The sequence below is a fragment of the Massilia sp. ST3 genome, assembly GCF_018119405.1.
Lineage (GTDB): Bacteria > Pseudomonadota > Gammaproteobacteria > Burkholderiales > Burkholderiaceae_D > Telluria.
In genome coordinates, this window is sequence record NZ_JAGPWC010000037.1 from 23,965 (window position 1) to 47,052 (window position 23,088).

The following is a 23,088-nucleotide window of genomic DNA, read 5'->3' on the forward strand; positions in this document are numbered from 1 at the left end:
AGCGCAATTATAGCCGAGGATGGCGGGATTGTTGGAAGACCATGGCCCCAAGTCGGTACAATGTGGGCCTCATTCAATCAATTCATGCTTTTCCACCGCGAGCCCCCTTTCGCACAGGGCGCGGCGCGGCGGACGGAACCCCACTATGGCTGTCATCTCCCTTTCTTCCGCCCAACTGGCCTTCGGCCACGTGGCGCTGCTCGACCATGCCGACTTTTCGCTGGAGGCGGGCGAGCGTGTCGGCCTGATCGGCCGCAACGGCACCGGCAAGTCCTCGTTGCTCAAGATTATCTCGGGCCGCTTCAAGCTCGACGACGGCCTGCTCGTCATGCAGCAGGGCCTGAATATCGCCTATGTCGAGCAGGAACCGGTGTTCGATCCCGAGCTCACCGTGTTCGAGGCCGTCGCCGCCGGCATGGGCGAGCAGCAGGCCATGCTGACCGAGTACGAGGACATCACCGGCAAGTTCGGCCAGGGCGACGACGAGGCGCTGATGGACCGCATGCACGAGCTGCAGTCGAAACTCGACGCCGTCGACGGCTGGAACTTGGCCAACAAAGTCGACACCACCCTCGACCGCCTGAACCTCGCGCGCGACGCCCGCATGGGCAGCCTGTCGGGCGGGATGCAAAAGCGCGTGGCCCTGGCGGTGGCGCTGGTTTCCAGCCCGGACGTGCTGCTGCTCGATGAACCGACCAACCACCTCGACTTTACCTCCATCAAGTGGCTGGAAAGTCTGCTGCGCGAGTTCCGCGGCTCGGTGCTGTTCATCACCCACGATCGCAGCTTCCTCGACAACGTCGCCACCCGCATCGTCGAACTCGACCGCGGCCGCCTGTTGTCCTTCCCTGGCAATTTCTCGACCTACCAGGAACGCAAGCGCGAGCTGCTGGCCAACGAGGAAGTCGAGAACGCCAAGTTCGACAAGTTCCTGGCCCAGGAAGAAGTGTGGATCCGCAAGGGCGTGCAGGCGCGCCGAACCCGCGACGAAGGCCGCGTGCGGCGCCTGGAAGCGCTGCGCTTGCAGCGCGCCGCGCGCCGCGAGCAACAGGGCCAGATCAGGCTCGACGTAGGCACCGGCGAGCGCTCCGGCAAGATCGTGGCGGAACTCGAGAACGTGTCCAAGCGCTATGGCGACAAGCAGGTCATCCAGGGGTTCAGCGCCACCATCCTGCGCGGAGACAAGGTCGGCCTGATCGGCCCCAACGGGGCCGGCAAGACCACGCTGCTGAAGATCATCCTGGGCGAGGAAACCGCCGACAGCGGCAGCGTCAAGCTGGGCACGCGCCTGAACGTGGCCTACTTCGACCAGATGCGCGCCCAGCTCAACGAGGAGGCGAGCCTGGCCGACACGATTTCGCCGGGCAGCGACTGGGTCGAGGTGAACGGCCAGCGCAAGCACGTGATGACCTACCTGGGCGACTTCCTGTTCGCGCCGGAACGCGCGCGCTCGCCCGTCAAGTCGCTCTCGGGCGGCGAACGCAACCGCCTGCTGCTGGCGCGCCTGTTCGCCAAGCCGGCCAACTGCCTGGTGCTGGACGAACCGACCAACGATCTCGACATCGATACCCTCGAGCTGCTCGAGGAATTGCTCGAAGACTATAACGGCACCGTGTTTCTCGTCAGCCACGACCGTACCTTTCTGGACAATGTCGTGACCCAGGTGATCGTGGCCGAAGGCGAAGGCCTGTGGCGCGAATACGTCGGCGGCTATACCGATTGGGAGCGCGTGAAGGCGGCCGGCCCGGTAGCCCAGCCGGTCAAGGCGCCGGAGGCGCCGAAGCCCGGCTCGACAAAAAATGATGGTATGTCATCTACCGCACAGAGCTCTTCCGGCAAGAAGGTAAAGTTGAGCTACAAGGAACAGCGCGAACTGGAGGAGCTTCCTCAGCTGATCGCGACTCTTGAAGATGAGCAGTCGGCGATTACGGCACAGCTGAATTCGCCGGACTTCTACAAGCAGAATCCCGGCGACGCGAAACGCATCAACGCGCGCTACGCCGAGATCGACGAACTGCTGCTCGACGCCTTGGAGCGCTGGGAGCGCATCGAAGCTCGCGCCAGGGGAGAGCAGCAATAACGAACCAGGCAAGCAGGCCAGGCGCCTGCCATTGAATACATGACCGAGAACAACGAACCCCATGTCGTTTCACAGCCGCCCGCGGCGCTCTCGGTCGATGCTCCCGCAGTGGACGTTCCATTCCTCAGCCGCGCCGCCTGGGCGCGGATCCTGCCTTTCGGCACCTATATCTTCTTCATCGTCCTCGGCGACATGCTCGAGCGCGCCGGCTTCGCCCGCGCCGAGCTGCGCTGGCTGTATCCGGTCCAGATCGGGGCCGTCGCCATCCTGCTGGCCGTGTTCTGGAAGCAGTACACGGAGCTGCGCCGCCCCTTCGTTCCCTTGGCGCAAGCGCTGCTTGCGGTCGCCGTCGGCGTGCTCGTGCTGGTGCTCTGGATTAATCTCGACAAGCCCTGGATGGTGGTCGGCTCCAGCCCCGGCTACGACCCGCGCACGGCGGGCGAGATCGACTGGCTCTTGGTGACGATCCGCATCGCCGGCGCCGCCCTGGTGGTGCCGGTCATGGAAGAACTGTTCTGGCGCGCCTTCCTGATGCGCTGGGTCGAAGCCGCCGATTTCGAGCGCGTCGATCCCGCCCGCGTCGGCCTCAAGGCGTTTCTAGTTCCCGTCGTGCTGTTCGGCTTCGAACACAACCTCTGGCTGGCCGGCATCGTCGCCGGCGTCGCCTACAGCCTGCTCTACATGCGGCACCGCAACCTGTGGTCGCCCGTGCTGGCCCACGCCGTCACCAATGGATTGCTGGGGATCTGGGTGGTGGCCACCGGCAGCTGGGCGTTCTGGTAATCCGACTGGCGTCACTTTCGAGAAGACAAACAATATGCTGAGTATCCGCTACCGTCCCCTGGCCGTCATGATCGGCGCCCTGTTCACCCTGCCCGCGGCGAGCGCGCTGGCGGCCCCGCCGGAAGAAGGCATGCGCCTCTACGGCGGCATCGGCTGGGCCTACGACGACAACCTGCTGCGCATCCCCGACAACGCGCGCCCGTTCCAGGGCAAGCGCGGCGATTCCTACCGCACCGCCGAGGCGGGCGTGGTCTACAACAAGCGCATCAGCCGCCAGCGCATCGCCGCCGTGGCCAAGGTGTCGAAGGTCAAGTTCGACCACTTCGACCAGCTCGACTACGACGGACGCGACCTCAGCGCCACATGGAACTGGGAGATCGGCAACAAGCTCGAGGGCAAGGCGGAGGCCAGCTACGCCCAGGTGCTGGCGCCCTATACCGATTTCTTCAGCAACGAGCGCAACCTGCGCCAGCAGCGCCGCCAGTTCTTCGATGCCGGCTACAAAATGCACCCGAGCTGGAAGCTGCGCGCCGGCGTGGCCCGCGACAAGTTCACCTACGAACTGCAGGCCCAGCGCTTCAACAACCGCACCGAAAAGGCGGCCGAGGTCGAACTGATCTACCAGCCCAAGAGCGGCAGCTCGGTCGGCCTGGTGGCGCGCCGCGTGGAAGGCGACTACCCCTTCCGCCGTCCCAACCGCATCAACCCGCTGCTGACCGACGACTTCACCCAGGACGAGCTGAAGGCGCGCGTGAACTGGCTCGCCACCGGCTCGACCACCCTGCAGGCCCTGGTCGGCTATGTCCGGCGCGAGCAGCCGTCCTTCGGCGAAGGCAAGACCAGCGGCGTCAACGGCCGCGTCACGGCCTTGTACCAGCCGCGTGGCAAGGTCACCTACAGCGCCTCGGTGTGGCGCGAGTTCGCCCCGATCGAGAGCACCATCGTCAGCTACACCCTGAACAAGGGCGCGATGCTGGGCGCGACCTGGGCGGCCACCGGCAAGATCAAGGTCGACGCCAGCGCCATCTACGAAAAGCGCGACTACGCCGCGCGCCGCGAATTCCTCGGTTCGAACGACCTGAGCGATGCGATCCGCTCGGCCAACCTGCGCGCCACCTGGCAGGTCAAGCGCAAGATCCAGGTCCAGGCCGGCTACTCGCACCAGGCGCGCAGCGGCTCGGCCGTGCTCGGCACCAGCCGCTTCGACGCCAACGTGGTGCAGGTCAGCGCCAACGTGCTGTTCTAACAGGTACTTGTGGATACCAAGAGAAAAGACGTGAAACATGACGGTCAACGACATTCCGATTATCTCGTTCTTCCAGCGCGTGCTCGATCCCCTGATCGTCATGGGAACCCTGTATCTCGCCACGCTGGTCTACGGCGAGCCGTTCTCGGGATATTCGCTGGTGCTGATGATCCTCGCGTTCTTCATCTCGTCCTCGGTCTACCAGCACATCGACCCCTACCGCACCTGGCGCAGCGGACGCATGCTGGCCTATGCGCGCGACACCGTGTTCGGCTGGTGCGTGACGATCGCGGTGCTGTACTTCCTCGGCTCGGCGAGCGGCCTCAAGTACTACTATGACGAGCGCGTGCTGCTGGCCTGGTTCATCGCCACGCCGGTCACGATCCTGGTCAGCCACATCGCGGTGCGCCGCGCCACCGGCAGCCGCGACCGCGCCGACGAGGTGCGCTCGATCGTGGTGGTGGGCGCCAACGACGTCGGCATCAAGTTCGCCGGCGTGTGCGACCGCCACCCGAACCTGTTCATGCAGGTGCGCGGCTTCTTCGACGACCGCGCCGACGAACGCCACCCCAGCACCCTGGTGCATCCGATGCTGGGCAAGATGGCCGACGTGGCCGCCTACGTGCGCCAGCACAACATCAAGATGATCTTCATCAGCCAGCCGATCTCGGCCCAGCCGCGCATCCGCAAGCTGATCGACGAACTGAAGGACACCACGGCCTCGGTCTACTTCCTGCCCGACGTGTATGTGTTCGACCTGATGCAGGCGCGCTTCGATACCGTCGGCGGCATGCCGGTGATCGCCATCAGCGAGACGCCCTTCATGGGCTTTAACAGCGTGCTCAAGCGCGGCAGCGACATCGTGGTGTCCCTGGTTGCCCTGGTCCTGCTGGCGCCCCTGATGCTGGTGATCGCGCTTGCCGTCAAGCTCAGTTCTCCCGGCCCCGTGATCTTCAAGCAGCGCCGCTACGGCTTGTATGGCGAAGAGATCTATGTCTACAAGTTCCGCTCCATGACCGTGACCGACGACGGTCCGGTGGTGGTGCAGGCCAAGAAGGACGACCAGCGCGTGACCCGGGTCGGCGGCTTCCTGCGCCGCACCTCGCTCGACGAGCTGCCCCAGTTCATCAACGCCCTGCAGGGCCGCATGAGCATCGTCGGCCCGCGGCCGCACGCAGTGGCCCACAACGAGCAGTACCGCAAGCTGATCAAGGGCTACATGCTGCGCCACAAGGTGCGGCCCGGCATCACTGGCTGGGCCCAGGTGAACGGCTTGCGCGGCGAGACCGCCACTCTCGACAAGATGGAAGCGCGCATCCAGTACGACCTGGACTACCTGCGCAACTGGTCGCTGTGGCTGGACCTGTGGATCATCCTGAAGACGGTGAAGGTGGTGTTTACCCGGGAAAACGCGCATTGAGCGGGTCTTGATGCGGAGCGCATCGGTTCATTGGTCAATTGCTAAAAGTAATTAATTTGCGCTAAAGCACGCGCATTTTCATGTGAACACACGCGAAAGTACGGAGGGGCAACGTTTTACTTAAATCCTACTTAAATGAGGTGCGCACGATTGGCCGCTTGCTTGCATGACCATGCGTGCTGCGTAAAATCGTTGATGAGTTTGCAAGTTTCCGGCGGGCCGCCTGCCTCTCGGTACAACAAGAACGAGGACACAAGAACATGAAGAAGGCACTGATCACCGGTGTGACGGGGCAGGATGGCTCCTATCTTGCGGAACTGCTGCTTGCGAAAGGTTACGAGGTCCACGGCATCAAGCGGCGCGCCTCGCTGTTCAATACCGATCGCATCGACCACATCTACCAGGACCCGCATGCGGACAACCCGCGCCTGCTCCTGCACTACGGCGACCTGACCGACACCTCGAACCTGACGCGCATCATCGCCCAGGTCCAGCCGGACGAGGTGTACAACCTGGGCGCCATGAGCCATGTGGCGGTGTCCTTCGAGTCGCCCGAGTACACGGCCGACGTCGACGCCATCGGCACCCTGCGCCTGCTGGAGGCGATCCGTTTCCTGGGCCTGGAAAAGAAGACCCGCTTCTACCAGGCCTCCACCTCCGAACTCTACGGCCTGGTGCAGGAAACCCCGCAGCGCGAGAGCACGCCTTTCTATCCGCGCAGCCCCTATGCGGTGGCCAAGCTCTACGCCTACTGGATCACTGTCAATTACCGCGAAGCCTATGGGATGTATGCCTGCAACGGCATCCTGTTCAACCACGAATCCCCGCGCCGCGGCGAGACTTTCGTCACCCGCAAGATCACGCGCGCGCTGGCCAATATCGCCCAGGGCCTGGAGCGCGAGCTCTACCTGGGCAACCTGGACGCGCTGCGCGACTGGGGCCATGCGCGCGACTACGTCCACATGCAGTGGCTGATGCTGCAGCAGGACAAGCCCGAGGACTTCGTGATCGCCACCGGCCGCCAGTATTCGGTGCGCCATTTCGTCGAGGCGGCCGCCGGCGAGCTCGGCATCGAGATCGCCTGGCAAGGCGAGGGCCTGCACGAGCGCGGCCTGGTAGCGCGCGTGCATGGCGACAAGGCGCCGGGCGTGGCGCCCGGCCAGCCGATCGTGGCGATCGATCCGCAATATTTCCGTCCCACCGAGGTGGACACCCTGCTGGGCGACCCCAGCCGGGCGCGCGAGCGCCTGGGCTGGGAGCCGACGACCAGTTTCGAAGCGATGGTGCAGGAGATGGTGGCGCACGACCTGGAAACGGCGCGCCGCCACAAGCTGCTCGCATCGCATGGCTACAACGTTGCACTTTCACTGGAGTAAACGTGTCGAATTCTTCGCAGCCCCGTATCTACGTCGCCGGCCATCGCGGCCTGGTCGGCTCGGCCATCGTGCGCGTCCTGCGCGCCCAGGGCCATACCAACATCGTCACCCGCACCCACGCCGAACTGGAACTCACCGACCAGGCCCAGGTGCGCGAGTTCTTCCGTACCGAAGGCATCGACCAGGTCTACCTGGCGGCGGCCAAGGTGGGCGGCATCCACGCCAACAACACCTATCCGGCCGAGTTCATCTACGACAACATGATGGTGCAGGCCAATGTCGTGCACGAGGCATGGCGCGCCGGCGTGCGGAAGCTGCTCTTCCTCGGCTCCTCGTGCATCTATCCGCGCCTGGCGGCCCAGCCGATCCGCGAGGAATACCTGATGAACGGCATCCTCGAGCCGACCAACGAACCCTATGCGATGGCCAAGATCGCCGGCATCAAGCTGTGCGAGAGCTACAACCGCCAGTACGGCACCGACTACCGCAGCGTGATGCCGACCAACCTGTATGGCCCGGGCGACAACTACCACCCGGAAAACAGCCACGTGATTCCGGCCCTGCTGCGCCGCTTCCACGAAGCCAAGACGGGCGGGGCGCAGGAAGTCGTGATCTGGGGCAGCGGCAAGCCGATGCGCGAATTCCTCTACGTCGACGACATGGCCGCCGCCAGCGTCTACGTGATGAACCTGCCGCACGAGGTGTACGCGGCGAATACCGACCCGATGCACTCGCACATCAATGTCGGCACCGGCCAGGACGTCACCATCGCCGAGCTGGCGCGCCTGGTGGGCGAGACCGTCGGCTACCACGGCCGCATCGTGTTCGACGCCGGCAAGCCGGACGGTACGCCGCGCAAGCTGCTCGACGTGTCCAAGCTCGAGGCGCTGGGCTGGCGCGCCAGCACGCCGCTGGCGGAGGGCCTGCGCCGCGCCTACGACGCCTACCTGGCCCAGCAGGAGGAAAACGCGCCGGAGCCGGCGATGGCCGCGGCCTGACTGTTCGGCAGAGTGTTAATTGACGTACAGAGGGCCAATCGTGCGCTCCCCAGAATGGATGAGTCCAGCGCGCTCAGGCTCAATGAGGGACCAACGAGGGGCAAAACGGGGTTCTTGAACCACGGATACGAATAAAAACAGGGCGGCGAGGCCGCCCATTACGCGAGGAGTCATCTTGAAAACCTTCCACTTGGCAGCCATGCACACCACCATCCCATCCACTCCCAAGCGCGCGCTGTGTGCGGCGCTGATCCTGGCCACCGCCGCGCTGGCCGGTTGCGGCGACAAGGAAAAGGCGGCGAAACCGGGCCAGGCCCTGGCCAGCGTCAACGGCGAGGAAATCACGGTGCTGCAGCTGAACGAGGAAATGCAGCGCGCCGGCGTGCCCGCCGCCCAGCAGCAGGTCGCCAGCAAGCAGCTGCTGCAGGCCCTGATCGACCGCCAGCTGCTCGAGAGCGAAGCCGCCAAGGAAAAGCTGGACCGCGATCCCAAGGTGATGCAGGCGATCGAGCGCGCACGTTCCCTGATCATCGCCCAGGCCTACATGCAGAAGCGCCTCGGCGAGCCGGCCCGTCCGACCCCGGCCGAGGTCGAGGCCTACTTCAACAAGAACCCGCAGTTCTTCGCCAACCGCAAGCAGTTCGCCATGAACCAGCTGGTGGTCCCGGCCGCCGCCCTCACGCCCGAGCTGCGCAGCGCCGTCGACAGCGCCAAGTCGCTGGAGGAAGTGGCCGTACTGCTGGATGCGCGCAAGGTCCAGTACGGCCGCGCCCAGGTCACCCGCAGCACCGCCGACCTGAATCCGCAAGTCGCTTCCAAGCTGCTGTCGATGCCGAAAGGCCAGATCTTCGTCGTCAAGGAAGGCGAGCGCGCCCTGATGATCTCGATCGCCGACGTGCGCGACGCGCCCGTCACCCTGGCCATCGCCGCGCCCCAGATCACCAAGTACCTGACGAACCAGAAGAACAAGGAACTGGCCCAGGCCGAGATCCAGCGCCTGCGTTCGACCGCCAAGATCGAGTACCTGAACAAGGACATGGCCCCGACCGGCAAGGAGCCGGGCCTGCCCACCACCGCGCCTGGCGTAGGTGGTCCGGCGGCCGCGCCGGAACCGGCCGCGCTGGCCCACGACGCCGCACCGGCGCCGGCAGCCGACGCTGCGGCAGCGGGTGCAGCCAACACGACCGACGAAGCCGCGGTGAGCCGCGGCGTGGCCGGTCTCAAGTAAATCAACGATCCGGACGACACAAACTGAACAACAAGGAGCAATCATGAAACGACTCGTGAAGTGGATGATGGCCGCCGCACTCGTGCTGAGCTTTGGCATGGCGGGCGCCCAGGAAGTCAAGCTGGGCGCAGGCGACGTGGTCAAGATGTCGGTCTACGGCAGCCCCGACCTGTCGGTCGAGACCCGCGTCAGCGAAACCGGCAACATCACCTTCCCGCTGCTGGGCCAGGTGGCGGTGGGCGGCCTGTCGGTCGCCGAAGCGGAGAAGAAGATCGGCAACCTGCTCGAGAAGGGCGGCTACCTCAAGAAGGCCCAGGTCAACATGCTGGTGACCACCCTGGCCAGCCAGCAGGTCTCGGTGCTGGGCTATGTCAACCGCCCGGGCCGCTATCCGGTCGAAGGCCGGCGCAAGGTGCTCGACCTGCTGGCCATGGCCGGCGGCATGCACGGCGAGGGTGGCGACCAGATCAGCCTGGTGCGTACCCGCGACGGCAAGACCACCCGCGAGACCATCGACGTGGTCGAGATGGTGCGCAAGGGCGAACTCGACAAGGACTACGAGGTGGCCGGCGGCGACATCATCTACGTCGAGCGCGCCCCGCGCGCCTACGTCACCGGGGAAGTCCAGCGTCCGGGTCCGTTCCGCCTCGAGCGCGGCATGACCGTCCAGCAGGCCGTCTCGGCCGGCGGCGGCCTGAGCCCGCGCGGCAGCAACAACGGCATGAAGATCACCCGCCGCGACGCCAGCGGCAACCCGGTGACCATCAATGTCAAGGCCAGCGATCCGGTCCAGGTGGACGACGTGATCACCGTGCGCGAGAGCTGGTTCTAAGGTTCCGGCTCGTCGGTTTGTCCATCTCTGTCGTAAAGGTTTAAGCCATGAACGTACAACAATTCCTCCTGATTCTTCTTGCCAGGAAGAAGATTATTCTGTCGACCCTGTTGGTCACGGTGCTGCTCGCGCTGGGCTGGAGCCTGGTGCAGCAAAAGACCTATAAGGCGACCGCGTCCGTTCTGCTGAACTACAAGGGGGTGGACCCGCTGACCGGCCTGACCATGCCGGGCCAGCTGCTGCCGGGCTACATGGCCACGCAGATCGACATCATCAGCAGCAAGAACGTGGCGCTGCGCGTGGTCGACACCCTGCGCCTGGCTTCCAGCCCGGCGGTGCAGAAGCAGTGGCAGGAATCCAGCGAAGGCAAGGGCAGCGTGCGCGACTGGCTGGCCGACCTGCTGCTCAAGAAGCTCGAGATCATGCCCTCGCGCGAGTCGAGCGTGGTCGAGATCAGCTTCAAGGGCGCCGACCCGGCCTTCGCGGCCGCGGTCGCCAACGCCTTCGCGGAGGAATACCAGAAGATCAGCGTGCAGCTCAAGACCGAGCCGGCGAAGAAGGCCTCGTCCTACTTCAACGAACAGACCAAGCAGCTGCGCGACAACCTCGAGGCGGCCCAGGCGCGCCTCTCGAAATACCAGCAGGAGAAGGGCATCGTCAGCCTCGACAACAACCGCGTCGACGTCGAGCTGTCGCGCCTGAACGACTTGTCGGCCCAGCTGGTCGTGGCCCAGACCGCCGCCATGGAAGCCAACTCGCGCGAGCGCATGGCCGGCGGCGGCGTGAACTCGGCCGACGTCGCCAACAACGCCCTGATCCAGAACCTGCGCGTGCAGATGTCGGGCGCCGAGGCCAAGCTGGCCGAGGCCGGTTCGCGCTACGGCCGCAACCACCCCCAATACCAGGCCGCGGCGGCCGAGGTCGGCAAGCTGCGCGCCGAACTCAACGGCGCCCTCGGCACCGTCTCGCGCAGCGTGGGCGCCAACGCCCAGGTGCTGCGCCAGCGCGAGGCCGAACTGCGTTCCGAGCTCGCCTCGCAGAAAGCGCGCGTGCTCGAACTGAACCGCGCCCGCGACGAGCTGGGCGTGCTGCTCAAGGACCTCGACAGCGCCCAGCGCGCCTTCGACTCGGCCAGCCAGCGCTTCTCGCAGACCCGCATCGAGGCCCAGTCCGAACAGTCGGACATCTCGATCCTGAACCCGGCGGTGGCGCCAACCGAGCCGTCCGGCCCGCGCATCCTGCTCAACACCCTGGCCTCGATCCTGCTGGGCACCATCCTGGGTGTCGGCCTGGCCCTGCTGCTGGAACTGCTGAACCGCCCGGTGCGCTCGACCGGCGACGTCAAGGACATGCTGGGCATCCCGGTGCTCGGCACCATCGAATGGCGCCCGGCGCGCCCGCGCAGCACCGGCATCCGGTCGCTGATGACGCCGCGCCGCCTGCTGCGCCTGAACTAAGGAGTGGACACGACCATGAACCCATCTGTGCTATCCGCGCTGCCCACGGGCCACGCCGCCGACTCGAGCATGGGCGCGCTGCTGCTCGACTCGGGCAAGCTCACCCCCGAAAGCGCCGAACGCGTGCTGCGCATGCAGAAGGATCTCGGGATCCGCTTCGGCGAGGCCGCGGTGCGCCTCGGCCTGGTGAGCGAGGACGACATCCAGCAAGTGCTGGCGCGCCAGTTCTCCTATCCCTACCTGCAGAAGGGCCAGGCCAACCTGTCGCCCAAGCTGGTGGCCGCCTACGAACCCTTCTCGCCGCAGGTGGAGGCGCTGCGCGCCATCCGCAGCCAGCTGATGCTGCGCTGGTTCGCCCGCGGCCGCCGCGCGCTGGCCATCGCCGGGGTCAACCCGGACGACGGCTCCAGCCTGTTCGCGGCCAACCTGGCGGTGGTGTTCTCGCAGCTGGGTGAACAGACCCTGCTGGTGGACGCCAACCTGCGCAACCCGCGCCAGCAGGAGATGTTCGGGATCAAGCCGCGCCAGGGCCTGTCCGACCTGCTGGCCGGGCGCGCCGACCTGGACGTGATCTCGCGCGTGCCGGCCTTCGTCGACTTGTCGGTGATGCCGGCCGGGACCCTGCCGCCGAATCCGCAGGAACTGCTGGCGCGCGAAGGCTTCCGCAACCTGAACACCCAGCTCGAATCGCGCTACGACGTGGTGCTGTACGACCTGCCGCCCTTCGCGGCGGGCGCCGATGCGCTGGCGGTGGCCGGACGCGCCGGCGGCGTGCTGCTGGTGGCCTGCAAGCACCGTACCCGCATCGCCAACATCAGCCGCATGGCGGAACAGATGACCGAGGCCGGCGCCGAAGTGATCGGCTCGGTGGTGGTGGAGTTCTGAGATGGCGACCCAGGTGCATGCGAACGCCCCGCTGGACGCGGGAGCTCGGAAGGGCAACCTGCAAGCCGATCTTCGTGGCGCGCTCCCCGAATGGTGGCCCGTGATCGCCGGCCTGGCGATCCTGTTCGGACCCACTTTCTACAGCCTGTTCACCGGCGCCTGGATCGGCGAGGAACAGGGACATGGCCCCATCATCTTCTTCCTGGCCATGTGGCTGGTCTGGCGCAAGTGGCCCGAGGTGCTGGCGGCCACCACGCCGCCCGTGTCGAGCTGGCTCGGCTGGCCGCTGCTGGCCTTCGGCCTGGCAATCCACCTGCTGGGGCGCTCGCAGAACATCCTGATGTTCGAGGTCGGCTCGATCCTGGCGGTGCTGGCCGCGGTCCTGCTGCTCAAGCGGGGAGGGCGCGCCTTGCGCATCCTGTGGTTCCCCTTCTTCTTCATGCTGTTCATGGTGCCGCTGCCGAGCGAATTCGTGGCCGCCGTGACCATGCCCATGAAGATGGCCGTGTCCTGGGCCACCGAGCACATCCTGTTCGGCCTGGGCTACCCGATCTCGCGTTCGGGCGTGGTGCTGCAGATCGGCCAGTACCAGCTGCTGGTGGCCGACGCCTGCGCAGGCCTGCAGACCCTGCTCACCCTGGAAGCCCTGGGCCTGTTCTACCTGAACCTGATGCGCCACCCCTCGGCCGTGCGCAACATCGGCCTGGCGATCCTGATCGTGCCGATTTCCTTCGCGGCCAACGTGATCCGCGTGATCACGCTGACCCTGATCACCTATTACTTCGGCGACGCCGCCGGCCAGGGCTTCCTGCACGGCTTCGCGGGCATGGTGCTGTTCGTCACGGCGCTGGTGCTGATCCTGGCGGTCGACTCCGGCCTGCAGTGGTGGATCAAGCGCAGGGAAGACAGCCATGGGAGCGGCCGCGGCAAGGGCCCGGGCGCGCCCACCGTCATGAAGGAGGCCACATGAACCGCCGTTTCGCCATCAGCCTGATCCTGGGCGCGGCCATGGCCGGCACCTCGGCCCTGACCGGGGCCCTGACGCCCAAGGCGCGCGCGCCCCAGGCCCACGAGCAGTTCAGCCTGGAGCAGATGATCCCGGCCCGCTTCGGCGACTGGGTGCTGGACCCGACCGTGGTCCCGCTGACCCCCGATCCGGAGCAGCAGAGCGTGCTCGAGAAGATCTACGACCAGACCCTGTCGCGCACCTACATCAACCCGCAGGGCCAGCGCGTGATGCTCTCGATCGCCTACGGCGGCGACCAGAGCGAATCGCTGCAGCTGCACCTGCCCGAGGTCTGCTACGTGGCCCAGGGCTTCGAGATGCTCAAGGAAGGCGACGCCGTGCTGCCGACCCGCTTCGGCGAGGTGCCGGTCAAGCGCCTGGTGGCGCGCCTGCACGAGCGCAATGAGCCGATCACCTACTGGATCACGATCGGCGACCAGACCACCCGGGCCGGCATCCAGCAGAAGCTGCGCCGCCTGGCCTATGGCCTGTCGGGCAAGATCCCGGACGGCATGCTGGTGCGGGTCTCGACCATCGGCGCCAACGACGCCGCCGCCTATACCGTCCAGGACCGCTTCGTGGGCGACATGCTGGCGGTGCTGGCGCCGCGCGACCGCGCGCGCCTGCTGGGCGCGGGCGCAGGCCAGGCCCAGGCGGCGGCTCCGGCCCCGGCGCGCGGCTGACGAGTAAGGAAGGACCGCCACCTTGAACGAGATCCTGCCCTATATCTATTATTCGCTGCCCTGGCTGTTCGTGATCGGCCTCTCGATCGCGATCGTGGTCGGCTTCGGGGTGGGGATGGTGTGGCCGCGCTTCCTGGTCTACCCCTACCTGTGCGTCTTCTTCTGGGTCAATTCGACCAGCTACGGCAACCTCGCCGTGTTCGCCTCGCGCAGCATCTACAGCCGCGGCTCGGGCATGCTGTATTTCGGCGTCATCCTCTGGTATGTGCTGGGCGCCTGGTGCTGCGCGCGCGTGTCCGCCACCTTCCAGCGCTATCCGACCCCGGCCTGCAACCTGCGGCCCTGGTTCCTGGGCTGGTTCGTGCTGCTGGCCGGCCACGTGGGCGTGGCGGTGGTGTCCGGCGTCAAGCTGTCCGAGGCCCTGGCGCCTTCCGGCTTTTCCAACATCGTCTGGATGGCGCCCCTGGTCTCGCTGATCCTGCTGTCCTTCCGTACCCGCGAGCAGGTGATCGAGCTGTCCCACTTCATCATGCTGGCGGGCCTGGGGCGCGCCCTATTCGGGCTGGGACGCTGGGCGGCCTTTGGCGGCGACCCGAACAATGTCTACGCCAACATGAACGCGATCAAGATCCGGCTGACTTTCTTCGACATCAACGATAGCCTGCTGTGCACGGTCGCCTTCGCCATCGCCGCGGTCCACCTGTTCCAGGTGCACAAGACCGACCGGCCCAAGTTCTGGCGCAACATCGAGTGGATGACCCTGGTGTGCACGGCCCTGTGCGTGGTGCTGTCCTACCGCCGTTCGGCCTGGATCGGCTTCATGCTGGCCTTCGTGGTGGTGATGTTCCGCTTCCCGGTCAAGCGCCGCCTGCACGTGACCATGGCCGCCTTGCCGCTGATGGGCGCTGCCCTGGCCTACGTGGCCGTGCGCCGCCTGACCCAGACCAAGGGGGCGGGGGAGGGCTTGTCCGGCCTGATCTACGACATGCAGTCGAACCGCTTCGGCCCGGAAAGCTACCGGGTGCTCGAGCTCAAGCTGGCCCTGGCCGATTTCCTCTCCAGGCCGCTGACCGGCATCGGCTCCTGGGGCCGCTACAACGGCTACCAGGTCATCCCCTGGCAAAACAATCCGGACGGCGGCTTGTTCCTGCACAGCGGCGTGCTGCACATCGCCCTCAAGAGCGGGCTGCTGGGCACCGTCCTGCTGGTCGGCACCATCGCGGCCTTCGTGCTGTTCGCGCGGCGCGCCCTGCGCAAGCTGCCGCCGGAACTGCTCGGGGTCGGCACGGCGGGCGTGGCCGGGATCGCCTTCATGATTCCCGACTTCCTGATCGGCACGCCCTTCCCGCAAGTGCGCACCACCCAGATGCTGGCCTTCTGCCTGGCGTTGCCCTACCTGGCGATGGCGGTGGCCAAGCTCGCGCCCGCTCCGGTGCGGGCCGCCCCCAAGTCCTTCGTGCCGCGACCTCACCTGGTGCCCGCCTGATGAACCTGCGTCTTGCCAGCAACGCCTGGGCCAACCTGCTCGGGGCCGCGATCCCCGCGCTGGTGATGCTGGGCACCGTGCCGCTGGTGGTGCGCGGCCTGGGCGAGGCCAACTACGGCGTCTATTCCCTGGTCACCGCCATCGTCGGCTATTTCGCGGTGATCGACATCAACGTCACGGCCGGCTCGGTCAAGTACATCGCCGAGCACAATGCGCGCCGCGACGATGGCAAGATCGCCGAGACCTTCAGCTTCGGCCTGGCCACCTACGCCTGCATTGGCCTGCTGGGCGCCTGCGGCCTGTACCTGGGCGCGCGCTGGTTCGTCACCGGCGTGTTCTCGGTGCCGCCGCGCCTTGTCCAGGAGGCGGTGGCGACCCTGGAACTGGCCGCCCTCGGCTTCCTGCTGGGCCAGCTGCAGAACTATTTGAACAGCGTGCCGCAATCGCTGATGCGCTACGACATCTCAAGCCGGGTCGAGATGGCCTTCGGCACCCTGGTGCCGCTGGCCACGGTCGGCATCCTGATGCTGGGCTACGGCCTGTTCGAGGTGATCCTGCTGCGCGTCGTGGCCAGCAGCCTGCATTGCGCGATCCTGTGGCGCGCCATCCGCGGCCTGCTGCCCGGCCTGGCCTGGCGCTGGCCGGGCGCGCGCATCCGAAGCGAACTGCTGGGCTTTTCGGCCTATTCCTTCCTGGCCCGCTTCGCCTCGCTGTCCTACGCCTATGCCGACAAGCTGATCATCGGCGCCCTGGTCGGGGTCACGGGCCTGGCCTATTTCACGGTGGCGGCCACGCTCGCCAACCGCGTGCTGAGCCTGACCTTCCGCCTGTCAGGCGTGTTCTTCCCGGCCGCCAGCGCCCTGGCCGCGCGCGGCGAGCTGGCGCGCCTGGACCAGGTGTATGTGAAAGCCACGCGCTACGTGGTCTACCTGAACGCGGCGATCCTGGTGCTGGTGGCGGTGTTCGCCCACCAGATCCTGGGCTACTGGATGAACGAAGACTTCGCCCGTCATGGCGCCGTGGTGCTGGCCGTGATGGCGCTCTCGCAATTCATCGATTCGCTCACCAGCCTGCCGTCCCTGGTCAACGACGGCATGGGCCATCCGCGCGTGTCGGGCATGTTCGCACTGGCGCGCGCCGGCGCCGGCCTGGCCATCGTCTGGGCCGGGGTGGCGGGCTGGGGCATCGATGGCGCGGCCTGGGGCCACCTGGCCGGCTCGCTGCTGTTCACCACCGCCTTCGTGCTCTACGTGCACGGCCGCACGGTGCCGACCGGCCTGGGACGCCTGCTGGCCCAGGGCTATGCGCCGGGCCTGGCTGGCGTGGCCCTGGTGGCGATCGCCGCCACCGCCGCCGAACAATTGTTCGACAACGGTCCGCTCGATTTCGTGTTCATCCTGGGTGTCACGGTGATGCTGCTGGCGGCCCACGGATTCCTGTTTGTGGTCGAGCGCGACGACCGCATGCTGGCCTGGTCGCGCGCGAAGGCCATCGTCAAGGCGCGCTGGCAGCCCGCGGGAAGTTGAAAGGTATTGAATGAGGGAGTGGCAATGCGGATTTTGATGGTGTCGGAGGATTTGCCGGGCGAACAAATCGGCGGACTGGGCAAGCACGTGGTGACGCTCGCCAACCGCATGCTGGCGGACGGCCACGAGGTCGAGATCCTCGGACGCGACGACCGCGGGCGCGACGACTGCGCCGGGCAGATCGGCTTCAAGGGACGCTTCCGTCCCGGCTTCGACCAGGCACGGCCGGGCTGGAAGGAATTGCAGCTGGGCGTGTTCAACCCGCTCAAGCGGCCTTACTTCGCGCGCAAGATCGGGCGCGCCATCAACGAGCATGCGCACGGCTTCGACGTGGTGCATTACCACGGCCACCTGCCCATGGTCGGCCTGCACGTCGAGCCGGACATCAACTACGTCCAGACCCGCCACGACCAGGGCAGCGAGTGCCTGACCCATTTGCGCTTCCGCGACGGAGAAGTGTGCGACAACCTGGTGCCGGGCGACTGCTCGGCCTGCATCGCGCGCCAGGCCGGCCCGATGCGCAAGACCGTCACGGCGATCGCCGTCAACGGCTACCGCGAGCAGACCGCGCGCGCCTTCGCCCGTCACAAGACGGTGTTCGTGTCGGACTTCCTGCGCCGCCAGTTCCTGCGCGCGGTGCCTGGCGCCGACCTGTCGCGCTGCCGCGTGATCCACAACTTCGTCGATTACCCGCGCCTGAAGGCGGTGGCCGAGGCCGCGCCGGCGCCACGGCCAGGCGACGTGGTACTGGTGGGGCGGGTCGACAAGGGCAAGGGCTTCGCCGAATTCCTGGCCGCGGCCGAGGGCCGGCTGCCGCCGCATGCGCGCCTGCACATCGTCGGCGACGGCCCGCAGCGGGCCGAGCTCGAGGCGCGCCATGGGGGAGAGCGGGTGCGCTTCCTCGGCTGGCAGGACTATCCCGCCACCCTGGCCCTGAGCGCGCGCGCCCACCTGTGCGTGGTGCCTTCGCTGTGCGAGGAAGCCTGCAGCACCACGGTGCTGGAAGCGCTGGCCCTGGGCCGCCAGTGCGTGGCCCTGGCGCGCGGCGGCACGCCGGAACTGGCGCAATACCAGCTGTACGAGGGCCAGCTGCAGCTGGCCGATTCCATGGACGAGCTGGTCGGGCGCCTGTGCGCCGAGCTCGCCGAACCACCGCGCCGCGCGGAGCCGGCCCCCTTGTTCGGGGCCGACGCCGGGCGGCTGCTACCGCGACTACTGGAGCTGTATGCCGAACAAACCAACCTTCTCGATCGTTACGTGCACCTGGAACAGCGCCGCCACGCTGGCTGACACCCTGGCCTCGGTCCAGTCCCAGACCTGCCAGGACATCGAGCACATCTTCGTGGACGGCGGCTCGACCGACGGCACCCTGGACATGATCGCCGCCTATCCCGGCAACAAGCGGGTGCTGCGCGACGTCGGCGGCGGCATCAGCCGCGCCATGAACCAGGGCATCGAAGCGGCCCAGGGCGAGTACGTCGCCCACCTGCACTCGGACGACTACTACACCGGTCCCGACGTGCTGGCGACCGTCGCGCGCCGCTTCGACGAGGCGCGCGCGGCCGGCCATCCGGTCGACTGGCTGTACGGGAACATCCAGGTGCTGAAGGACGGCCAGCTGGTACCGCCTTACGCCATGCCGCCGTTCTCCTACCGCTCCTTCGTGGCCGGGCGGGCCTCGATCCCGCATCCGGCGGTGTTCGTTCGCCGCGCCGCCTTCGAACGGGTCGGCATGTTCGACGAGAAACTGAAATACGCAATGGACATCGACCTCTGGCTGCGCCTGGGTGCGGTGGCCCGCCCGGCCATGGTCGACCGGCCGCTGACCGTATTCCGCGACCACGCAGGCAGCGTGTCCTCGGCGAACAAGATCAAGGCCAGGCGCGAAGAGTTTGCGGTGCGCAAGCGTTACATGAACAAGGCGCCGCTGGCTTTTGGCATCTATTGTCTGAGATACATGAAACGCATGCGCGCGCTGGAGGCCGAAGCGCGTCAATAGCAAAATCGACAGCATTGCCGTTTCGTCTTTTCAGCCATGCTACGAGGATTATCAGGCAGTTCAGCATCGTTAGAAGACTGAAAATATTATTCGGCAAAACTTGAAATTTTTGCGTGGTATTTCTGCGAGGCAAGCAAAAAAACTGTGATTTCATCGGGAAATTTCCCGTGTCCAACAAAAGATTGCGGTACCATTCTTTTCGTTGACGGGGCGCATGAAGCGTCCGGCACGGTAAGTCACACACGCGCCCGGTCTGCGGCGCCCCTCAGGAAATCTCAAGTTTTATTCGGAGCTTCAGCATGAAATTTCACCGGAATGGTCTCGTCCGCGCGGCGGCAATGGCATCGCTGTTTGTGTGCATGAGCGCACGCGCCGACTGGGTCGAGTCCACCGATCCCCTGATCGTTAAGCCGAGCCCGGCAATGAACCAGGTGCAGGCGCAGAATCCGCCGGGTTTCACCTGGGCGCGCCACGGCACCGGCCCGGCCACCTACGAACTCGAAATCACCCCGGTCGGCGGCTCGCCGACCAAGGTCACCGTCGACCGCAACTGGTACCTGCCGTCCAAGGCACTGGCGCTTGGCAACTACACCTGGCGCGTGCGCCCGGCCGGTTCGAGCGAGTGGTCGTCGCCGCGCACCTTCTCGATCACCAGCAAGTCGAACCTGTTCGAAGTGCCGGACAACGCCACCCTGCGCAACCGCATCCTGTCCAAGGCCCGCCCGCGTTCGCTCCCAAGCTCGTTCACCCCGGCCTCGACCTGGAACACCGCCAAGAAGACCGAGCTGGAAGGCTATACCAGCCGCCTCGGCAATGAAGTCAAGGCCCAGATCAGCGCCGTCCCGGCCCTGTCCGATGCACGCTGGTCGATCACGATCAGCGCGCCGCTGACCGCCGCCATGGCCGCCCAGCAGACCGACGTGCGCCAGCGCATCAACGAAGCCAGCCGCCAGCTCGAAGCCGCGGCCATCATGTACCGCCTGAAGGGCGAAGCCGTCTACCTGAACGAAGCGCTGAAGCGCGGCGACGAGCTGGCTTCGCTCGACCCGAACGGCCCGACCAGCTACGCCAACCAGGACCAGGCCACGCGCCAGATCGCCTGGGGCCTGATCAAGGCGGTCGATATCCTGGCCGGCAACCTGGACGCGACCCGCAAGACCCGCTGGCTGGCGTCGGTCAAGGCGCGCGCGACCGAGATGTTCAACAACCTGGCCGGCGACAACGGCCGCCTGGACCAGTACCCGTTCGACTCGCACGGCAATACCAGCCTGGTCTTCATGGTGCTGATCTCGACCCTGTCGCTGGGCGACATCCCTGAAGCGCAGAAGTGGTTCGACTTCTCGTTCCGCGCCTACGCCAACAGCCCGTCGCCGTGGAGCGGCGCGGAAGGCGGCTACGCAAACGGCACCGCCTACGCCGAATACGCGGCCGGCTACCTGCTGGCCCTGTGGGATCCGCTCACCCATGCCACCGGCGTGAACTTCTTCTCCAAGCCGTGGACCCTGGGCTTCCTCGACTTCGCGATGGAATTCATCCCGCCGGGCGCACGCACCCACGCCTTCGGCGACGCCTCGGAAACCAAGCCGGACGGCCGCGTGTTCCGCGCCTTCGCCTCGCGCATGTGGTCGCCGCGCGCCGCCTGGTACGTCCGTAACCTGGGCGGCATGGAAGATTCGCTGTCGCTGCTGCAGGCCCAGTATCCGCTGCCGGTGAGCAGCACCAAGGTCTACCAGGCCCCGTCGAACTCGGCCTACTATCCGAGCACCGGCTGGGTGGCGATGCACAGCGACCTGGCGTCGACCTCGCGCAGCTCGCTGTTCTTCAAGTCCAGCCCGTACGGCTCGTTCAACCACAGCCACGGCGACCAGAACGGCCTGCTGCTGTCGGTTGCCGGCCAGCCGCTGCTGGTCAAGGCCGGCTGGTACGACTGGTACGGTTCGCCGTACTGGACCGACTGGTACCACCAGACCCGTTCGCAGAACGCGATCACCTTCGACGGCGGCAAGGGCCAGCTGGTGAATGGCTACCGCGAGCAGCTGCAGCGCAACGGCAAGATCACCGCCTTCACCGCCCAGCCGTCCTACGACTACACCGAAGGCGACGCGACCCCGTCCTACGGTGGCCAGCTGACCATGGCCAAGCGCCAGGTCTGGCACCTGCGTGACGCCGGCAATGCGATCCTGGTGCGCGACCGCCTGGCGAGCACCGTGGCCCGTACCTACGAGTGGAACATGCACACCCCGGTCATCATGACGGTGGAAAACAGCCTGAACGTCAAGGTGGCGGCCGGCAACCAGATGGTCTGCGTGCGCTCGCTGAACACCGCGGCGACCTTCGCCAAGTGGATCGGCCCGGGCGCCAAGACCAACGTGGTCGAGGACCATGGCGCCTTCTACCTGAAGAACGACGGCAAGTCGACCGCCGAGTTCCTGGTGCTGCTCGACGTCGGCTGCAAGCGTCCGGAAGTCAAGATCGCCACCTCGGGCTCGACCCGTACGGTGACCGTCGGCGGCCAGTCCGTGACGATCAACTGAGCGCGGCCAGCCTGCGCGCCGTGCTAGACTCGGCGCGCACCGGCAACAAGTCCCCCTGCGGCTTCGCGGCTGCCGGGGGATTTTTATTTGGCCCGTCCACCCGACGCGAGCGAGGTTTTCCCGAATCCATGAAACAGGCATTCCTGATCCAGGCGCACAAGGACATGGACCAGCTCAACGCGCTGGTCGCCCAGCTGGCCGACCCCGATTTCCTGGTCTATGTCCACCTCGACCGCAAGTGCGATCTCGACCCGGCCCGGCTGCACCCGGCCGCGCGCCTGGTGAGGCAGCGGGTCGAGGTGCGCTGGGGCTCGTTTTCGCAGGTCGAGGCGACCCTGGTGTCGCTGCGCCAGATCCTGGCCGAGGCGCCGGACTTCGACAAGCTGGTCTTCCTCTCGGCCCAGGACTTCCCGCTGCTGCCCAACAGCCTGCTCAAGCGCGAGCTGGAGCGGGTGCGCGAGCGCGAGCTGATCGAGACCGCGCCGATCGGCCCGGACGGCTGGAAGGTGGCGCACCGCTACCAGTACTTTCATCGCGAAGGCGGCAGCCGTCTCGAGCGCCTGGCCTGCGGCCTGGCCAACCGGACCCTGCGCCTCTTCAGGCGCACGCGGCGCCTGCCTGACGGCCTGGCGCCGCATGGCGGCTCGTCCTGGTGGGCGCTGTCGCGGCCCTGCCTGGTGGAAGTGCTGCGCCTGGCGGACAGCCATCCGGCACTGGCCCGCTTCTGCCGCACGGTCCAGTGCCCGGACGAGCTGTTCTTCCAGACCCTGGTCATGCATTCCTCCTTCGCCGGACGGGTGCTGCCGGAAAACTTCCGCTACATCCAGTGGCCGGAGCAGGGCGCGCGCAATCCCAAGATCCTCGACGAAGCTGATTTCGAGCGCATCCGCGCTTCGCGCGCCCACTTTTGCCGCAAGCTCGACAGCCAGGCAAGCGCCGCACTGCTGGCGCGCCTGGGGCCGTGGAAGGAGAGCAGGGCGGCATAGCGGTAGGGCGCACGGTGAGGATTCGCGTATTTTAGGCAGGCATCTGCATGTTAAGGTGGACGTCATCGAAACATTGCCTTTCTTGCCATGTTGAACCAGAACGTCCTGTGGACACTCATTAAGGTTTCGCTCGTGCTCACCGCAGTCTGTCATTTGTTCCTGGCCGGCTACGGCATCGGCGACAAGCTCGGCCCCTTGCTGTACCGCCTGAGCACCGGATAGCCACACGTACGGCCGCCATGCCGGCAAGGGCCGTGCGAATGGGGCCTGGCGCACGGTAGCCCGGCGGCGGGCGCGCCATACTGGCGGCTCCACCGCCTCCCGACCGTGACCATGGCCAGCGACGACATGCCCTTCCTCATCCTGACGCGCGCAGGTTTCGACGACATCGTCGCGCGCATCGAACAGCCCGGCGCCGTGCTGCTGCTGAATCCCGGCATCGCCTCCGACACCGAACTGGCGCGCCTGCGCGAGGCCGGCGCCACCGTCCACCTGCTTCCCGCCGCTATCGCCGCGGGCCCGGCCCCGGGACTGGACGGCGTGTTGCACGCCGCCCGCGCCCG

General features: G+C 66.5%; 19 protein-coding genes. All 19 read left to right on the plus strand.

Features of this window, described 5'->3' with window-relative positions; genetic code table 11:
• Positions 1-145 precede the first annotated feature (145 nt).
• A complete protein-coding gene (abc-f, locus tag KBW98_RS14100; RefSeq protein WP_211520780.1) occupies positions 146-2,080 on the plus strand; it encodes a ribosomal protection-like ABC-F family protein in 1,935 nt (644 codons plus the stop codon).
• 39 nt (positions 2,081-2,119) lie between these two features.
• Positions 2,120-2,863, plus strand: coding sequence for a CAAX prenyl protease-related protein (locus tag KBW98_RS14105; RefSeq protein WP_211520781.1), 744 nt, complete (start codon positions 2,120-2,122; stop codon positions 2,861-2,863).
• 34 nt (positions 2,864-2,897) lie between these two features.
• Complete coding sequence (gene epsL / locus KBW98_RS14110) at positions 2,898-4,109, plus strand: XrtB/PEP-CTERM-associated polysaccharide biosynthesis outer membrane protein EpsL (RefSeq protein ID WP_229429188.1); 1,212 nt, start codon at positions 2,898-2,900, stop codon at positions 4,107-4,109.
• A gap of 37 nt (positions 4,110-4,146) precedes the next feature.
• On the plus strand, positions 4,147-5,529 hold the full coding sequence (locus KBW98_RS14115) for an undecaprenyl-phosphate glucose phosphotransferase (protein ID WP_211520782.1): 1,383 nt from the start codon (positions 4,147-4,149) through the stop codon (positions 5,527-5,529).
• A 260-nt stretch (positions 5,530-5,789) separates the two neighbouring features.
• The gene (gene gmd / locus KBW98_RS14120; protein ID WP_211520783.1) at positions 5,790-6,905 is read left to right on the plus strand and encodes a GDP-mannose 4,6-dehydratase; all 1,116 of its coding nucleotides are present in this window, start codon (positions 5,790-5,792) and stop codon (positions 6,903-6,905) included.
• 2 nt (positions 6,906-6,907) lie between these two features.
• Positions 6,908-7,903 carry a GDP-L-fucose synthase gene (locus KBW98_RS14125; RefSeq protein ID WP_211520784.1) on the plus strand — a complete coding sequence of 332 codons (996 nt, stop codon included), beginning with the start codon at positions 6,908-6,910 and terminating at the stop codon, positions 7,901-7,903.
• Between the two features lie 175 nt (positions 7,904-8,078).
• Complete coding sequence (locus tag KBW98_RS14130) at positions 8,079-9,131, plus strand: EpsD family peptidyl-prolyl cis-trans isomerase (RefSeq protein ID WP_229429189.1); 1,053 nt, start codon at positions 8,079-8,081, stop codon at positions 9,129-9,131.
• A 43-nt stretch (positions 9,132-9,174) separates the two neighbouring features.
• Positions 9,175-9,963, plus strand: coding sequence for a polysaccharide export protein EpsE (epsE, locus tag KBW98_RS14135; RefSeq protein ID WP_211520785.1), 789 nt, complete (start codon positions 9,175-9,177; stop codon positions 9,961-9,963).
• 47 nt (positions 9,964-10,010) lie between these two features.
• Positions 10,011-11,420, plus strand: a complete 1,410-nt coding sequence (gene epsF, locus KBW98_RS14140) for a chain length determinant protein EpsF (protein ID WP_211520786.1) — start codon at positions 10,011-10,013, stop codon at positions 11,418-11,420.
• Between the two features lie 15 nt (positions 11,421-11,435).
• The gene (epsG, locus tag KBW98_RS14145; protein WP_211520787.1) at positions 11,436-12,305 is read left to right on the plus strand and encodes a chain length determinant protein tyrosine kinase EpsG; all 870 of its coding nucleotides are present in this window, start codon (positions 11,436-11,438) and stop codon (positions 12,303-12,305) included.
• A 1-nt stretch (position 12,306) separates the two neighbouring features.
• A complete protein-coding gene (gene xrtB, locus KBW98_RS14150; protein ID WP_211520788.1) occupies positions 12,307-13,275 on the plus strand; it encodes an exosortase B in 969 nt (322 codons plus the stop codon).
• Positions 13,272-13,994, plus strand: a complete 723-nt coding sequence (gene epsI / locus KBW98_RS14155; protein WP_211520789.1) for an exosortase-associated protein EpsI, B-type — start codon at positions 13,272-13,274, stop codon at positions 13,992-13,994. The genes xrtB and epsI overlap by 4 nt, the downstream gene beginning before the upstream one ends.
• Positions 13,995-14,016: 22 nt before the next feature.
• Positions 14,017-15,480 (plus strand): O-antigen ligase, encoded by a 1,464-nt coding sequence (locus tag KBW98_RS14160; protein WP_211520790.1) that lies wholly within the window; start codon positions 14,017-14,019, stop codon positions 15,478-15,480.
• Complete coding sequence (locus KBW98_RS14165; RefSeq protein ID WP_211520791.1) at positions 15,480-17,006, plus strand: lipopolysaccharide biosynthesis protein; 1,527 nt, start codon at positions 15,480-15,482, stop codon at positions 17,004-17,006. The genes KBW98_RS14160 and KBW98_RS14165 overlap by 1 nt, the downstream gene beginning before the upstream one ends.
• A gap of 24 nt (positions 17,007-17,030) precedes the next feature.
• On the plus strand, positions 17,031-18,296 hold the full coding sequence (locus tag KBW98_RS14170; protein ID WP_211520792.1) for a glycosyltransferase family 4 protein: 1,266 nt from the start codon (positions 17,031-17,033) through the stop codon (positions 18,294-18,296).
• A complete protein-coding gene (locus KBW98_RS14175) occupies positions 18,232-19,005 on the plus strand; it encodes a glycosyltransferase family 2 protein (RefSeq protein ID WP_229429190.1) in 774 nt (257 codons plus the stop codon). The genes KBW98_RS14170 and KBW98_RS14175 overlap by 65 nt, the downstream gene beginning before the upstream one ends.
• Before the next feature lie 338 nt (positions 19,006-19,343).
• The gene (locus KBW98_RS14180; protein ID WP_211520793.1) at positions 19,344-21,539 is read left to right on the plus strand and encodes a DUF4962 domain-containing protein; all 2,196 of its coding nucleotides are present in this window, start codon (positions 19,344-19,346) and stop codon (positions 21,537-21,539) included.
• Between the two features lie 128 nt (positions 21,540-21,667).
• Positions 21,668-22,525 (plus strand): beta-1,6-N-acetylglucosaminyltransferase, encoded by an 858-nt coding sequence (locus tag KBW98_RS14185; RefSeq protein WP_211520794.1) that lies wholly within the window; start codon positions 21,668-21,670, stop codon positions 22,523-22,525.
• A 333-nt stretch (positions 22,526-22,858) separates the two neighbouring features.
• Positions 22,859-23,088, plus strand: a 230-nt coding sequence (locus KBW98_RS14190) for a hypothetical protein (protein ID WP_211520795.1), incomplete at its 3' end; no start/stop codon positions are given.